This window comes from Cellulomonas sp. T2.31MG-18 (assembly GCF_964266755.1).
Taxonomy (GTDB): Bacteria; Actinomycetota; Actinomycetes; order Actinomycetales; family Cellulomonadaceae; genus Cellulomonas.
The window spans coordinates 353,278-368,590 of record NZ_CAXWGW010000003.1 but is presented as its reverse complement, the minus strand read 5'-3'; the positions used below and the strand labels follow the sequence as shown (position 1 = coordinate 368,590).

Below are 15,313 nucleotides of genomic sequence, written 5' to 3'. Positions count from 1 at the left end.
GCAAGTGGAAGATCACCCAGAACAGCACCGTCGTCCGCATCGCCGCGAGCGCTGGCACGCTCGTCGCCGTGGCAGTGCTGGTCGGCGCCGGGTACAAGTGGTAGCAGCTCCTCCGGTCGTCGGTGGTGCCGGGCGCAAGCGCCTGGCACCACCGACCCCGCTCGGCGTCTACGTCACGGCGGTGACGAGCCTCGGCCTGGTCGGCCTGGTGGTCACCGTGGTGGCGAGTTCCTGGCCGGACACCGTCTCGCGGATCCTCGTCTGGCCCGCCGTGGTGCTCGCCGTGGCCGCGCTGGCCGGCGAGGTGCGGCCGATCCGGCTCTCGGGGGAGGACGACGCCGGCACCCTGTCGACGTCGGCGCCGTTCATCCTGGCCCTGACCGCGATCGGCGGTGTCGCCGTCGCGGTCATCGTGCAGGCGGTCGCGAGCCTGCTCGACGACCTGCTGCACCGTCGCGAGGCACGCAAGTCCCTGTTCAACACGGCCCAGTACGCGCTGAGCGTCCTGACGGCCCGCGCAGTCTTCTGCTGGCTGACGCACGTGCCGTTCCTGGGCGGACCGAGGCTGGTCGAGGTGCGGGACGTGGTCCCGCTGCTCGTCGCGGGCCTGGTGATGATCACCGTCAACCGCGTCCTGGTCGCCGGCGTCGTGTCCCTCGCGACGCGCCAGCCCTTCATGGCGGTGGTGACCGAGGACGGCGTCGCCCACGCCGTCACCAACCTGGTGCTCATCTCGGTCGGCTGCCTGGCCGGCGTGCTCGCCGCGGACGGAGCGGGCGTGCTGGTGCTCCTCGTGCCGTTCGTCGTGGCGGCGCACCTGCTCGCGGGGGCCGCCGCTCGGCACGCGCACCTGGCGTCGCACGACTCGCTGACCGGTCTGGCCAACCGCGACCAGCTGCGGCGGTCGCTCGACGAGGGCTTCACGGCCGCTGCGCGGACCGACGGGAACGGGCCCGGTCTGGTGCTCGTGGACCTGGACCACTTCAAGGACATCAACGACACCCTGGGCCACCCGGTCGGCGACCAGCTGCTGCGGCAGGTCGCGCGCCGGCTGGTGTCCGACCTGCCGGAGGACGTCGCGGTGCACCGGCTCGGCGGCGACGAGTTCGCTGTGGTGGTCGCGGGCAACCTCGCCGACGCGCAGCACGTCGCCCGGGTGCTGCTGCGTTCGCTCGACGACCCGATCCGGGTGGAGGGCCTCGACCTGCTGATCCGCGCGAGCGCGGGCGTCGCGGTCGCTCCGGAGCACGGCACCGACCCGCAGGAGCTGATGAAGCGGGCGGACATCGCGCTGTACTACGCCAAGCTCGAGCGGGACCGCATCAGCACCTACGCACCCGAGTTCGACATCAACACCCTCGAACGGCTCCACCTGCTCGCCGACCTGCGTGCCGCGCTCGAGGCGGGTGACCTCTTCGTCGACTACCAGCCGCAGGTGGATCTGGCCGACTCCCGGATCGTCGGCGTCGAGGCACTGGTCCGCTGGGAGCACCCGGTCCGCGGGCTGGTGGCCCCGGACGACTTCGTCCCTCTCGCGGAGAGCTCGGGCCTGATCACGGCTCTGACGGAGTTCGTGCTCGAGACGGCGCTGGCGGACCTGGCGCGGTGGCGTGCGGCGGGCCACGACGTCCGCGTCGCGGTCAACCTCTCCGCCCGGCACCTGTCCGACCTCTCGCTGCCGCCCCGGATCGCCGCGACGCTCGCGAAGCACCAGATGCCGGCGACGGCGCTCGTCCTCGAGGTGACGGAGACCGGAATCCTGTCCGACCCCGCGCGCGCCGACCTGGTGATCAGCGCCCTGCGCGCGCTCGGCATCGGCATCGCCGTGGACGACTACGGCACCGGGAACGCCTCGCTCAGCTACCTCAAGCGGCTGGAGGTGGACGAGCTCAAGGTGGACCGGTCGTTCGTCAGCGACATCGCCACCGATACCCAGGACCTGATCATCGTGCGGTCCACCATCGCCCTGGCCCTCGCGCTCGGCCTGCGCGTGGTGGCGGAAGGGGTGGAGGACGAGCCGACCGCCGCGGCGCTGAGAGAGCTCGGTGAGGTGATCGGGCAGGGCTTCCACCTCGGTCGTCCCACCACGCCGGCGCTGCTGGCCGAGCAGCTGGAGCGGCAGGGCGGCCACTCCGTCGCCGTCGGTGCGCGAGGTCTCTGAGCGATGCTCGTGCTCGCCGCGTGCCTCCTCGCGCTCGCGTCGCCCCTCGTCCTCGGCCGCTGGCCGGCCGGCCTCCTGCTGCACCGGTGGCGCGCGCCCCTGCTGATCTGGGCGACCCTCGCCGTGCAGGTCGTCGTCGTCGAGGTGCGACTGCCGCACGGGCTCGCCCCCGTCGCGCACGTGCTGACGTACGTGCTCGCGCTCGGGTTCCTGTGGCTGAACCGACGGCTGCCGGGGGCCGTGCTGGTCGGCCTCGGCGCGGCGTCGAACGGTGTGACGATCGCCCTCAACGGGGGCGTCCTGCCGGCGTCACGCTGGGCGACGTCCGCCGCCGGCATCGACCCGCACCTCGCCTTCGCCAACAGCGCGGTGGTGGACCACCCGGTGCTGCCGTGGCTCGGCGACGTCTTCGCGTGGCCGGCCCCGCTCCCGCTGGCCAACACGTTCAGCGTGGGCGACGCGCTGGTCGTCGCCGGCGTGGCGGTCGCGGCGTGGACCGGTGCCCGGCCGGTGCGCCGCGCGGCCTGACGGTCCCGCCTGCGGCCCCGGCTGCCGAAGGCCGCAGCCGAGCCGTGTCGCCCCGGCGCTCCTACGCGATCTCCGCCGCTGCGGCCCGTCCGGCCGTCCGGCCCGAGAACAGGCAGCCGCCGAGGAACGTGCCCTCGAGCGCGTTGTAGCCGTGCATCCCGCCGCCGCCGAAGCCGCTGACCTCGCCCGCGGCGTAGAGGCCGGGGATCGGGGCGCCGTCGCCGTCGAGCACCCGGCCGCTCAGGTCCGTGTGCAGCCCGCCGAGGGTCTTGCGGGTCAGGATGCTCAGGCGGACGGCGATCAGGGGACCGGCGGCGGGGTCGAGCAGCCGGTGCGGGGCTGCGACCCGGATCAGCCGGTCGCCGCGGTAGCGCCGTGCGGCGCGGATCGCCGTGACCTGCGCGTCCTTGGAGAACGGGTTGTCGAGCTCGCGGTCGCGCGCCTCGACCAGGGCCTGCAGGCGGTCGAGGTTGATCAGCGGGGCGCCCACGAGGCGGTTCATCCCGGCGACGAGCCGCGGCAGCGTGTCCGCCACGACGAAGTCCTCGCCGTGCCGCAGGAACGCCTCGAGCGGACCGGGCGTGCCGCGCCGCACGCGGGACAGGAGCAGGGGCAGGTCCTTGCCGGTCAGGTCCGGGTTCTGCTCCGATCCGGAGAGGGCGAGCTCCTTCTCGATGATCTTCCGCGTGAGGACGAACCACGAGTGGTCGTGGCCCGTGCTCCGCAGGTGCCGGAGCGTGGCCAGGGTGTCGAAGCCGGGGAAGCACGGCGCCGGCAGCCGGTTGCCCTCGGCGTCGAGCCAGAGCGACGACGGCCCGGGCAGGATGCGGATGCCGTGGTCGGCCCAGACGGGGTCCCAGTTGTGCAGGCCCTCGGTGTAGTGCCACATGCGGTCGGCGTTGATCACGGCGGCGCCGGCGGCCGCACCGATCTGCAGCATCCGGCCGTCGACGTGGGCGGGCACGCCCGCGACCAGCTCGTGCGGCGGTGCGCCCAGGCGCTCCGGCCACATCCGGCGCACCAGGTCGAGGTTTCCGCCGATGCCCCCGGAGGCGACGACCACGACCTGCGCCTCGTACGAGAAGCCGCCGACCTCGACGCGGGAGGACGGCCTGCCACGGCCGACAGACGAGGCCTCGAGAACCGCGCCGCTGACTCCCGTCACCGCACCGTCGTGCGTCACCAAGGCGTCGACCCGGTGCCGGAAGCGCAGCTCCACCCGTCCCGCCGCGACGTGCTCGCGCACCCGCCTCTCGAACGGGGCCAGCACGCCCGGGCCCGTGCCCCAGGTGATGTGGAAGCGCGGGACGGAGTTGCCGTGGCCCTCGGCGCGGCCGTCCCCCCGTTCCGCCCAGCCCACCACCGGGAAGAATCGCACGCCCATCGCCCGCAGCCAGGCCCGCTGCTCCCCGGCGGCGAACTGCAGGTAGGCCTCCGCCCACCGGCGGGGCCAGTGGTCCTCGGGGCGGTCGAACCCGGCGGAGCCGAACCAGTCCTGCCGGGCCAGCTCCAGCCGGTCCCGCACGCCCATCCGACGCTGCTCCGGGGTGTTGACCAGGAACAGCCCGCCGAGCGACCAGAACGCCTGACCACCCAGCGACTGCTCCGGCTCCTGGTCGAGCACGAGCACGCGCCTGCCGGCATCGGCCAGCTCGGCGGCGGCCACGAGCCCGGCGAGGCCGGCCCCCACGACGACGGCGTCGGCGTCCACATCGCTCCCGGGTGATCGACCGGTGTCCCGCCGCAAGGGTCGCCCGTGGCGGCGCAGCAGGCAACCGTCACGCGTCCGTCGACGTCGGCGGCTGGCGGCATGATGGGCGCCGCACCCGCCCGCACACCGTTCCACGGCCGCCGTTCCATCAGCAGGGGAGCCCACCATCACCGACAGCCAGCCGCGCGCGCCGCGGCCCGCCGCCGTCCCGGTGGTCGCCCGGCGCAGCATCCCGCACCCGTTCCGGGCCCTCCCGGCGGAGGTCGCCGTGCTGACGGCGGTCGCGTTCTCGGTTGCCCTGGGCTTCGGGATCGTCGCGCCCGCCATCCCGTTGTTCGCCAAGGGGTTCGGGGTCAGCAACGCCGCCGCCGGTGCCGTGGTCTCGGTGTTCGCCCTGGTGCGCTTCGTGTCCGCCCCCGCCGCCGGCAGGCTGGTGGACCACCTCGGGGAACGGTCGGTGCTGGCGGCCGGCATCGGCATCGTGGGCGTCTCGAGCCTGCTGGCGGGGCTCTCGGGCAGCTACCTGCAGCTGCTGGTGCTGCGCGGGGTCGGCGGCTTCGGCTCCGCCATGTTCACCGTCTCGTCCTTCGCGCTCCTGCTGCGGGTGGTCGCCCCGGACCAGCGTGGCCGCGCCACCGGCGTCTACCAGACCGGGTTCCTGCTCGGTGGCATCGCCGGTCCTGCCTTCGGCGGCCCGCTGACCGCCTGGTCGCTGCGTGCGCCCTTCTTCGTCTACGCCGGGACCCTGCTGATCGCCGGGGGAGTGGCCACCGTCTTCCTGGCGCGCACTCCGTTGCGTGCGCACGAGGCAGCCGCGGGAACGGCGGAGCAGGTGCCCACCGGTCTTGGGACCGCGCTGCGCAGCTCGGCCTACCGGGCCGCGGTCGTGAACAACTTCGCCGTCGGCTGGGCCGTCTTCGGTGTGCGGGCGTCGCTGGTCCCGGTGTTCGTCGTCGAAGGGCTGCGGCTCGGTGCCTCCTGGACCGGCGCCGGCCTGGTGGTGTCGGCGGTGGTGCAGGCGATCGTCCTGGTGCCGGCCGGTCGTCTGGTCGACAGCGGAGGGCGCCGGCCCTTCCTGCGCGGCGGTGCCGCGCTCGCGCTGGCTGCGGGGGTGGCGATGGCGTTCGCCGGTGGCGCGCCGCTGTTCCTGGCCGGGATGGCCCTGTACGGCGCGGGGTCGGCGATGCTGGGCGTGTCGACCGCCGCCGTGGTGGGCGACGTGATCGGCGGTCGGGGCGGCACGCCCGTGGCCGCGTTCCAGATGGCCTCGGACGCCGGGGCGTTCGTCGGACCTCTCGCGGCCGGGGCGCTGGCGGACGCCGCCTCGTTCCGGGTCGCGTTCCTCGCCACGGCCGGCGTCTCCGCCCTGGCGCTGGTGGCCGGCCTCGTCATGCCCGAGACGCGCCGCGCCCGGCCGCCGACGGACGCCCCTGCCTGACGGGCACGGGCGGCTCGTCGGCGTCGGTCAGAGGCCGGTGGCGGCCCGGCTCCCTGCGGCGTCCGTCGCGGGGTCCCGCAGGTAGCGCAGCAGCAGCATGTCGTCGGCCTGGAGGACGCTCGCCAGGTGCATGCGGCGCGGTGTCTCCTCGGGGCCCACCGCGATGCGACCGGCGTGCCCGCCCTCCAGGACGGGGCTGAGGGTGAGGCACAGCTCGTCGACGGCGTCCGCCGCCAGGAAGGTGCCGAACAGGTGGGGGCCACCCTCGCAGAGCACCTGCAGCAGCCCGCGCTGCTCGAGCGCCCTGCGCAGCAGCCAGGGGTCGACCGCGCCGGAGCCGACCAGCACGACGTCGGCGACGGACGCCAGCTCGTCGCGCGCGTCCGACGGCGCGGCGTCGTGGGTCAGCACCAGCGGGCGCACCGGCGCGTCGGCGAACACCGGATGGGTGGACGGCAGGCCGAGGCGCGAGCTGACCAGGGCGAACGTCGGCTGCGGTGCCAGGCCCTGCTGCACCCGCCAGTGGACGGCCTCGTCGTCGAGACGCATCGCGCCGTAGCCCTCGTCGCGCAGCGTGCCCGCGCCGAGCAGGATCACGTCGGACAGCATCCGCAGCGTGTCGAACACGAGCTTGTCGTCGGCGTTGTTCAACCCGCCGGACAGACCGCCCTGGGTCGCCGACCCGTCGAGGCTCGAGATGAAGTTCATCCGCAGGTGCGGCCGGGTGCGGTCCGCGACGGCGTACCGGTCGAGGACGTCGTCACGGTGCAGCATGCGGGCGCCTCAGCGGTTGTGCCGGTGCTCCACCGGCTCCCGTCGGCCGAGCACCGCCTCGACCATGCGCACCGCGTCGACGGTGGCACGCACGTCGTGCGCCCGAACCACCCGCGCACCGTGCTCGACGCACCAGGCCGCGACGGCGAGCGACCCGGCCAGACGCTCGTCGGCCGGGCGACCGAGCGTCTCCCCGACGAAGTCCTTGCGGGACAGCGCGACGAGCGTCGGGCCGATCGCCGTGATCTCGTCCAGCCGCCGGGTCAGCTCCAGGGAGTGGCTGGTGTTCTTGTTCAGGTCGTGGCCGGGGTCGACGACGATCCGGTCGCGTGCCACGCCGTGCGCCACGGTGTGCGCGACGCGCTCCCGGAGGAAGGCAGCCACGTCGGCCACCACGTCCCCGTACTGGGGACGTGGCAGGTGCACGTGCGGCGCGGCCAGCGAGTGCGCGACGACGACCGTCGCACCCGTGCGGGCCACGACGTCGAGCATGGCGTCGTCCCGCAGGCCGTTGGTGTCGTTGACCACGTCGGCACCGGCCTCGATCGAGGCGGCGGCGACCTCCGCCCGGGTGGTGTCGACGGAGATCACCACGTCGGACACCGCGCGGATCGCGGCGACGACGGGCACGACGCGGTCGAGCTCCTCCGTGACGCCCACGGCAGGGGTGTCCGGCGAGAACGGGACGCCGCCGACGTCCACCCACTCCGCGCCCTCGGCCACCGCCCGCAGCGCCGCCTCCACGGCGGCCTCCAGGGCGAACGTCCGGCCGCGGTCGTAGAACGAGTCCGGCGTGCGGTTGACGATGCCCATCACCGCGACGTGCGAGAGGTCCGGCGCTCGAGGCGTCCGCCGCGCTGGCGCGCGGGAGGCCGTCGGCTCGTCGGAGCTGTGGGTGGCCGTCGTCGTGGTCATCTCACCTGCACCTTAAGCCGCCGGTGGAGGGGAGCCCCGGACCGCACGGTGACGTCCCGAGGCATGGACGCAGCGCGAGGCGTCGTTCGAACACCTGTTCGGGTAGGCTGACCGCATGACGGATCCGGAGGCGCGCCCCGCACCCGTGTCCGGCTCGCCGCGGGACCTGACCGCCTCGCGGGCGCCGCAGCAGCTGCCGGCACGCCTGGTCGCCAACCGTGACCTGCCGACGGCCGTCCCCGTGCGGCCGCAGGGGAACGTGCCGGTGATCGTGCGGATCGTGTGGTCGGACGGTGCCGAGGAGTGGCGCCCGGCACGCGCGGTCCGATGGACGGCGACGCACGTGATGGTCGCCTGGCGTGACGACGAGGCGAACCCCCGTTCCGAGCGGCACGAGTGGCTGAAGGCGGGTGACGTCGCGCGCTCGGTGAGCTGGTTGGTGCCGCCGGGCCGTCCGTCCTGACCCGCGCCCGGCGCCCACGCCGGACGGCCCCAGATCGGGTCTGCCCTGCTCTTGCGCACGCGCGCCGTCGGGGTTCGGATGTACCCATTTCTCGTCCCGATGGTGGGACGGGTCCGTGTCGACTCTGATCGGGGAGAAGTCGTGCGCAGACTCTTGGCCTCATCCACAGCAACCCTCCTGGGCCTGGCGACCGCAGGTGCCGCGGTTCCGGCCGCCGGGCTGGCCGCCGTCGCCGGACCGGCGGTCGCACCGTTCGCCGTCGAGGCGCCGGACACGCCGGACTCGGCGACCGCTGCCGGCACCCCGCCGGCCTGCGTCTCGCCGGCGCCCGTCAAGAAGTACGCCTACTACCACTGCAACACACCGGACCAGGTCCGGGCCGCGCACGGCCTACCGCCGCTGACGGCATCGAGCACCGAGGGTGCCGGCCAGACGATCGTCCTGGTGGACGCCTACGGCAGCCCCGCCGCGCAGCAGGACCTGACCACCTTCGCCTCCACGTTCGGCGGTCCGACACCGAAGTTCGAGCAGTGGTTCCCGCAGGGTCAGCCGGGGTTCCCGACCACGACGGTGAACGGCAACGGCAACTCGCAGTCGGGCCCGGCAGCGGCGTCCGGCTGGGCCGGTGAGGCCACCCTCGACATCGAGTGGGCGTACGCACTGGCGCCCGCGGCGAACATCGTGCTCCTGGCGACGCCGCCGGCGGAGACGCAGGGGGTGCCCGGCCTGCCGAACCTGATGAAGGCGATCGACGCCGCGGTCGACCGTTTCCCGGCCGGCACGGTCTTCTCGATGTCGTTCGGCACCGACGAGTCCGCCTTCGGCAGCCCGGCCGCCGCCAAGACGCAGTTCGCCCGGTTCGACGCGACGTTCGCGCGCGGTGAGGCCAAGGGCGACTCGTTCTTCGCGTCCGCCGGTGACGGTGGCTCGGTCGGCTACACACGGGCGCACCGGCAGACCGCCACGAGCCCCGACCCGCAGGTCTCGTATCCCAACGTCTCCCCGTACGTCACCTCGGTCGGCGGCACGCAGCTGCAGAACGGGTGGACGTGGAACCCCACGACCGACGTGCCCTACCTGGCCGACGGCAGCCAGAACCCGGCGTACTTCGGCTGGACCACCGGCGGCAGCACGGAGCCGGTCGACAACGAGAGCGCGACCGGCATGATCACGGGCGGCGGTCTGTCGACGGTGTATGCGCGGCCGGACTACCAGGCCGGGGTCGCGGGCGTCGTCGGCACCCATCGCGGTGTGCCGGACCTCGCCTGGAACTCGTCCGTCAACGGCGGTGTGCTGGTCTACACGTCCTTCTTCCCGGGCGTGAGCCGCGTCGGTTGGCACGTGTACGGCGGCACGTCCGCGTCGTCGCCGCAGGCGGCGGCACTGACGGCCCTCGCCAACCAGCAGCGCATCGCGGCGAACAAGGCGCCGCTGGGCAACCTCAACCCGGTGATCTACGCGACGTCCTTCCCGCGGGCCACGGCCTTCGCCGACGTGGTCGCGCACACCTACGGGACCACCCCGAGCGGTGTCCTGGACTCGAACCGGGTGTGGGACATCGGCGCCGACGGGGTCATCACGCCTGGCCCGGTGCCGGGCTACGCGACGACGCCCGGGTACGACCTGACCACCGGCTGGGGTGTGCCGGCCGGCCCGTCGTACGTGTCAGCGCTGGTCGCAGCGCCGTAGCAGCACCGCCGGCTCCCGGCCGGATCGCATGACAACGCCGCGGGCGGCGTCGAGCAACGACTCGGTGCCGCCCGCGGAGTCGTGCGCCAGCCTCCGCCGATCTGCGCGCTGCCCCCGCGAGCGTGCCCGAGATCCTGTCGGCCGGTCTGGCGACGTGTGGCCGACGGGGGCAGGCTCGGAGCGTCGGCACTGGGAGCGGAGGCGCGACGTGCAGGCGTGGGTGGTGCAGCGACCGGGCCCGATGTCGTCCGGACCCCTGGTGCGTGCAACCGTGCCGGACCCGGAGCCCGGCGACGGGCAGCTGCGGGTCCGGGTCGAGGCCTGCGGCGTCTGCCGGACCGACCTGCACCTCGCCGAGGGCGATCTGGCGCCGCGCCGGCCGAGGACGGTTCCGGGCCACGAGGTGGTCGGCGTCGTCGACGCCCTCGGCCCTGGTGCCCGTCGGTTCGCCGTCGGCGACCGGGTGGGCATCGCGTGGTTGCGGGCCACGTGCGGCCGGTGCCGCTGGTGCCGGTCCGGCCACGAGAACCTCTGCCCGGACGCGCGCTTCACCGGCTGGGACGCGGACGGGGGGTTCGCCTCGCACGCCCTGGTCGGCGAGGACTTCGCCTACCGGCTCCCGCAGGACGTGCCCGCACCGGACCTCGCGCCGCTGCTCTGCTCCGGGATCGTCGGCTACCGCGCCCTGCGCCGCGCCACGTTGCCGCCGGGCGGCCGCCTGGGCCTCTACGGATTCGGTGCGTCGGCGCACCTGGTCGCACAGCTGGCCCTGGCGCAGGGCGCCGAGGTCCATGTGATGACGAGGTCGGAGCCGGACCGCGAGCTCGCGCGGCAGCTCGGCGCCGCGTCGGTGCAGGGTGCGGCGGATGCGCCGCCCGTGCCCCTGGACGCGGCGATCCTGTTCGCCCCGGTCGGCACGCTCGTCCCGCCCGCGCTCCGGGCGCTCGACCGCGGCGGGGTGCTGGTGCTGGCCGGCATCCACCTGAGCGACATCCCCGCTCTGGTGTACGAGCGCGAGCTGTTCTACGAGAAGGAGGTCCGTTCCGTCACCGCGAACACCAGGGCCGACGGGGAGGAGCTGCTGCGCCTGGCGCACGCCCTCCGCATCCGGCCTCGCACCACGGTGCGGCCCATGGACGAGGCCGCCGACGTGCTGGCCGACCTCGCGGCCGACCAGTACGCCGGCGCGGCGGTGCTGGTGCCGTGAACGCCGACCGCCGCGCAGCCGACCGGCCGGCCGCCGACCGGTCCGCCGCCGTCGCGGGCACGGTCCGGGAACCGACCGTGACCCGGGAGCTGGTGCTGACGGACGACGTCGACCTGCCGCACCTCGCCGACCTGGTCCCGGGCGCGGTCCAGGAGGTGCGCGACGACGCCGTGACGTTCCGTCAGCTGCAGCACGACACCGCCGACCTGCGCCTGGCTCGTTGGGGTGCCGAGCTGCGGGTCCGGCTGGACGGCCCGGATGCAGGGTGGCGGCTCACCCTGCCGCTCGCCGGCGGTGCCGGGCACGACGGGACGGCCCTGGACGTCGTCGTCCACGAGCTGGTGGACGGCGACTCAGGCGAGCACGCGCCGGTGGACCTGCTCGACCTGGTGACGGCTCTGGTGCGAGAGGCCGAGGTCCGGCCCGTCGCGCAGCTCCGCACGACCCGTAGCTCCGTGCACCTGCTGGACCCGGCCGGGGCGGAGCTCGCGGCGGTCCACGACGACCGCATCGAGGCGGAGGTGCGGGCGCGGGGGACCGAGCGCCAGCGGCGGGTGCGGATCACGGCGTCCGGCCCGCCGCCGGACGCGGAGCGGGCGGTCACGCGCCTGGTCGACGCGGTCCAGGCGGTCGCCGGCGACGTCGAGCCCGACGACGTCCGGCCGGGCGGCGTGCCGACGGCCCACCTGCCCGACGTCGTGGTCCCGCGCCGTCCCGGCCGCCACAGCACGGCGGGTGATGTGCTGCGGTTCGCGATCGCCCTGCACGTACGGGCCTTCCTCGCGGCGGACGTGGGGGTCCGTCGGGACCGGCCCGACGCGGTGCACCAGCTCCGGGTGGCGGCGCGGACCCTCCGCAGCGCGCTGCGGACGTTCACTCCCGTGTGCGACAAGGCGTGGGCGACGGACCTGCGCGACCAGCTGGCCGTGGCGGCCGACGCCCTCGGAGCGGTCCGCGACACGGAGGTCCTGTACGACCGTCTGGAGCGGGACGTCCGGACGCTCGCCGCCGAGGATCGCGTGCGTGCGCTCGCCGCGCTCGACGCGCTGCTGCAGCCGCGTCTGCTCGAGGCACGCCGCGTCGCGCTGGAGGAGCTGCGGAGCGACCGCTACCTGCAGCTGCTGGTCGACCTCGTCCAGGCGGCCGGCCGGCCTCTCCTCGTGGACGCGGCCGACGACGCGGCCGCGGACGTCCTGCCCGCACTGGTGGTGCACGACTGGACGCGTCTGCGACACGCCGTGCGGACCCTGCGGAAGGAGCAACCGGACCCGCACGACCCGGCGTGGCACCGGGCCCGGATCCTGGCCAAACGTGCTCGGTACGGAGCGCAGGCCACCGCGCCGAGCCTCGGCGAGCGCGCGCGGCGGTGCGCCGAGGAGCTGTCCGGCGTGACGGACCTGCTCGGCGAGCTGCACGACGGCGTGGTCGCCACGCAGGTGCTCCAGGACGCCGCCCACGCCGCCGACGGCGCCACGGGCTTCGCGCTCGGACGCCTCCTGGCGGTGGAGGACGCAGCGGTCGACCGTGCTGCGACCGAGTTCCTCGAACGCTGGCCGAGGGTGCGGCACCGGCTGGGACGCCGACCGGTCGGCTGACCAGAGCCCTGCTCAGGGCAGGCGGGGCTCAGGTCACGCAGGTCTCAGAGGGTGCGGGAATCAGAGCACACGCGAGAGGAAGTCGCGCGTCCGCGCCTCGCGGGGGGCGCCCAGCACCTCGTCGGGAGTGCCCTGCTCGACGACGACGCCGTCGGCCATGAACACCACCTGATCGGCGACCTCCCGGGCGAACCCGATCTCGTGCGTCACCACGATCATCGTCATGCCCGACCCGGCGAGGTCCCGCATCACGGCGAGCACCTCGCCGACCAGCTCGGGGTCCAGGGCCGACGTCGGCTCGTCGAAGAGCATCAGCTCGGGGTCCATCGCCAGCGCCCGCGCGATCGCCACGCGCTGCTGCTGGCCACCGGACAGCTGTGCCGGGTAGTGCTCCATCCGGTCGTCGAGGCCGACCCGACGCAGCAGGTCCACCGCCCGCGTGCGCGCCTCGTCCTTGCTGCGCCGGAGCACCTCCACCTGCGCCTCGACGACGTTGCCGAGCGCCGTCATGTGCGGGAACAGGTTGAACCGCTGGAACACCATGCCGACCTCGGCACGCTGGTGCGCGATCGCCTTGGGGTGCAGCCGGTACAGCGCCGGCCGGCCACCCCGGACACCTTCGCGGTAACCCATCAGCTCACCGTTGAGGATCACCCGGCCGGCACCGATCTCCTCGAGCTGGTTGATGCACCGCAGCGCGGTCGACTTGCCGGATCCGGACGGCCCGAGCACCACGCAGACGGTGCCCTTGGGCACCACCAGGTCGATGCCGCGCAGCACGTGCGCGTCGCCGAACCACTTGTGCACGCCGCGCAGCTCGACCATCGGCACGGTGGCGTCGGTCGTCGTGCTCACTGGACACCCCCGGGGTTGTGCAGGCCGCCGCCCATCTCGTCCAGCGGGGTCGGCTCCGGCGTCGTGTGCGCGGCGTTGATGGCCGCCTGCCGTGCGGCTCGACCGCGCCGCGGTCCCTGCGGGCCGGCGGTCACCTTGTGCACGTCGAAGCCGCGGCCGTAGTACCGCTCCAGGTAGTACTGACCCACCATCAGGACGCTGGTGACCAGCAGGTACCAGAACGCCGCGACGATCAGCAGCGGCACCGGCTGGAAGATCCGGTTGCCGACGGCGCTCGTCGCGTAGTTCAGGTCGAGCGTGAACGGCACCGCCAGCACCAGCGACGTCGTCTTGAGCATGGAGATCGTCTCGTTGCCCGTCGGCGGCACGATCACGCGCATCGCCTGGGGCAGCACCACCCGGCGCAGGATGGCGCCCTCCTTCATGCCGAGCGCCCGTGCGGCCTCGTGCTGACCTCGGTCGACGCTCTGCAGGCCGGCGCGGACGATCTCCGCGAGGTACGCCGCCTCGTTCAGGGCCAGGCCGAGCAGCGCACCGCGGAACGCCGTGATGACGTCCTTGGTGGTGAAGCTCAACCACTCGGGACCGAAGGGGACGCCGAGCGAGATCTTCGGGTAGAGCACCGAGATCAGGCCCCAGAACACCAGCTGGGTGTAGATCGGGGTCCCGCGGAACACCCAGATGTAGAACCACGAGACGGCGCGGGTCACCGGGTTGTCCGAGCCCCGCATCACGGCGAGCAGGACCGCGAGGACGACGGCGATCACCATCGACCCGACGGTCAGCGCGAGCGTCCACAGCACGCCCTGCAGCACCGGGGTGGCGAACAGGTACTTGCCGACCGTCGGCCACGCGAACCGGGGGTTGGTGATCAGTCCGTGCACCGCCATCGCGGCGATCACCGCGACGACGACGGCGGCCACCCACCGGCCGGGGTAGCGCACGGGCACCGCGTGGATGCGCTCGGGCTCCCGGCCGGGGGTGGTCGCGTCGGACCCCGTGGGGCTGCTCACCGTCGCGGTCTCAGCTGACGGTCGGGTTGAGCTCGGCCGTCTTCACCGCGCCGGCCTGGTTGCCCCAGGCGGTGAGGATCTTGCCGTAGGTGCCGTCGTCGATCAGCTTCTGCACGGCCTTCTGGATCGCGGTGGTCAGGGCCGTGTCGTCCTTGGACACCACGATGCCCTGCGGCGCGCTCGAGAACACGTCGCCGAGCTGCTCGAGCTGGCCGTTGGTCTGCGCGATCGCGTAGGCGATGATCGGCGAGTCGGCGTACATCACGTCGGCCTTGCCGCCCACCAGGGCAGTGGTGACGTCGCTCTGCTTGGCGTACTTCAGCGGGTTCGGCGCCTTCTTGCCGTCGGTCTTGCACTTGGCGATCACGGCGTTGAACTCGTCGTCCTCGACCGTGCCGGTCTGGATGCCCACCGTCAGGCCGCACAGGTTGGTCGGGTCGACCTTGTTCGGGTTGCCCTTCTGCACGGCGTACGCCTCGCCGGCCTGGAAGTAGGCGATCATGTTCGCCTGCTTCTCGCGGTCCGCGTTGATGGTGAACGAGGAGATGCCGACGTCGTACTTCGAGCCGATCGCCGGGATGATGCCGGTGAAGTCGGCCGACTGCACGGTCGTCTTCAGGCCGAGCACCGCGCCGATCGCCTTGGCGAGGTCGACGTCGTAGCCGACGGGCGTCTTGCCGTCCTCGGCGATGTACTCGGCGGGGGCGTAAGAGGTGTCCGCACCGACCGTCAGGGTGCCCGCGCTCTTCACCTTGTCCGGCAGCAGCGCAGCCAGCGTGTCGTCCTTCTTCACCGACGACGGGTCGAAGGTCGCCGCGGCGCTCGCTCCGGCGGCCGAGCCCGAGGAGGAGGCGGCCGGCGTACCGCTGCCACCCCCGCAGGCGGTCAGGCTGAGGGTCACCGCGGCGACGGCGACGAGGGCGAGGGGCGTAGTGCGCACGGAAGGCCTCCAGGCGGCTCGCAT

The 15,313-nt window shown here is 73.8% G+C and carries 13 protein-coding genes; 7 read left to right on the top strand and 6 right to left on the bottom strand.

What is annotated here, in order from left to right:
• Positions 1-181: 181 nt before the first annotated feature.
• On the top strand, positions 182-2,161 hold the full coding sequence (locus tag ACFQTY_RS13845) for a putative bifunctional diguanylate cyclase/phosphodiesterase (RefSeq protein WP_378101412.1): 1,980 nt from the start codon (positions 182-184) through the stop codon (positions 2,159-2,161).
• A gap of 3 nt (positions 2,162-2,164) precedes the next feature.
• A complete protein-coding gene (locus ACFQTY_RS13840; protein WP_378101410.1) occupies positions 2,165-2,689 on the top strand; it encodes a DUF5317 family protein in 525 nt (174 codons plus the stop codon).
• 61 nt (positions 2,690-2,750) lie between these two features.
• On the opposite strand, the gene ACFQTY_RS13835 is transcribed toward ACFQTY_RS13840, so the two are convergent.
• The gene (locus ACFQTY_RS13835; RefSeq protein WP_378101407.1) at positions 2,751-4,400 is read right to left on the bottom strand and encodes an FAD-binding dehydrogenase; all 1,650 of its coding nucleotides are present in this window, start codon (positions 4,398-4,400) and stop codon (positions 2,751-2,753) included.
• Between the two features lie 268 nt (positions 4,401-4,668).
• On the opposite strand from ACFQTY_RS13835, the gene ACFQTY_RS13830 reads away from it, so the two are divergent.
• The gene (locus tag ACFQTY_RS13830) at positions 4,669-5,838 is read left to right on the top strand and encodes an MFS transporter (protein ID WP_378101405.1); all 1,170 of its coding nucleotides are present in this window, start codon (positions 4,669-4,671) and stop codon (positions 5,836-5,838) included.
• 27 nt (positions 5,839-5,865) lie between these two features.
• Here ACFQTY_RS13830 and ACFQTY_RS13825 read toward each other — a convergent pair whose 3' ends face one another.
• Both ACFQTY_RS13825 and folP read right to left on the bottom strand, forming a co-directional pair.
• Entirely contained in the window at positions 5,866-6,612 is a 747-nt protein-coding gene (locus ACFQTY_RS13825; RefSeq protein ID WP_378101403.1) for a pyrimidine reductase family protein, read from the bottom strand.
• A 9-nt stretch (positions 6,613-6,621) separates the two neighbouring features.
• Positions 6,622-7,527, bottom strand: a complete 906-nt coding sequence (gene folP, locus ACFQTY_RS13820) for a dihydropteroate synthase (protein WP_378101400.1) — start codon at positions 7,525-7,527, stop codon at positions 6,622-6,624.
• A gap of 115 nt (positions 7,528-7,642) precedes the next feature.
• Between folP and ACFQTY_RS13815 the strand changes: the two genes are divergently transcribed.
• From ACFQTY_RS13815 to ACFQTY_RS13800, 4 genes are all read left to right on the top strand, one after another.
• Positions 7,643-7,990 (top strand): hypothetical protein, encoded by a 348-nt coding sequence (locus ACFQTY_RS13815; protein WP_378101398.1) that lies wholly within the window; start codon positions 7,643-7,645, stop codon positions 7,988-7,990.
• Between the two features lie 141 nt (positions 7,991-8,131).
• Positions 8,132-9,679 (top strand): hypothetical protein, encoded by a 1,548-nt coding sequence (locus ACFQTY_RS13810; protein WP_378101396.1) that lies wholly within the window; start codon positions 8,132-8,134, stop codon positions 9,677-9,679.
• Positions 9,680-9,833: 154 nt separating this feature from the next.
• Positions 9,834-10,886, top strand: coding sequence for a zinc-dependent alcohol dehydrogenase family protein (locus ACFQTY_RS13805; protein ID WP_378101394.1), 1,053 nt, complete (start codon positions 9,834-9,836; stop codon positions 10,884-10,886).
• Positions 10,883-12,481, top strand: coding sequence for a CHAD domain-containing protein (locus ACFQTY_RS13800; RefSeq protein ID WP_378101392.1), 1,599 nt, complete (start codon positions 10,883-10,885; stop codon positions 12,479-12,481). Before ACFQTY_RS13805 ends, ACFQTY_RS13800 begins: the two co-directional genes overlap by 4 nt.
• Before the next feature lie 60 nt (positions 12,482-12,541).
• Here the strand turns inward: ACFQTY_RS13800 and ACFQTY_RS13795 are convergent, their stop codons facing one another.
• Genes ACFQTY_RS13795 through ACFQTY_RS13785 form a run of 3 tightly spaced genes read right to left on the bottom strand, consistent with a single transcriptional unit; the run spans position 12,542 to position 15,289 of the window.
• Entirely contained in the window at positions 12,542-13,306 is a 765-nt protein-coding gene (locus tag ACFQTY_RS13795) for an amino acid ABC transporter ATP-binding protein (RefSeq protein ID WP_378101811.1), read from the bottom strand.
• Positions 13,307-13,332: 26 nt separating this feature from the next.
• A complete protein-coding gene (locus ACFQTY_RS13790; RefSeq protein WP_378101390.1) occupies positions 13,333-14,349 on the bottom strand; it encodes an amino acid ABC transporter permease in 1,017 nt (338 codons plus the stop codon).
• Between the two features lie 10 nt (positions 14,350-14,359).
• On the bottom strand, positions 14,360-15,289 hold the full coding sequence (locus tag ACFQTY_RS13785; RefSeq protein WP_378101388.1) for an ABC transporter substrate-binding protein: 930 nt from the start codon (positions 15,287-15,289) through the stop codon (positions 14,360-14,362).
• Positions 15,290-15,313: the final 24 nt, after the last annotated feature.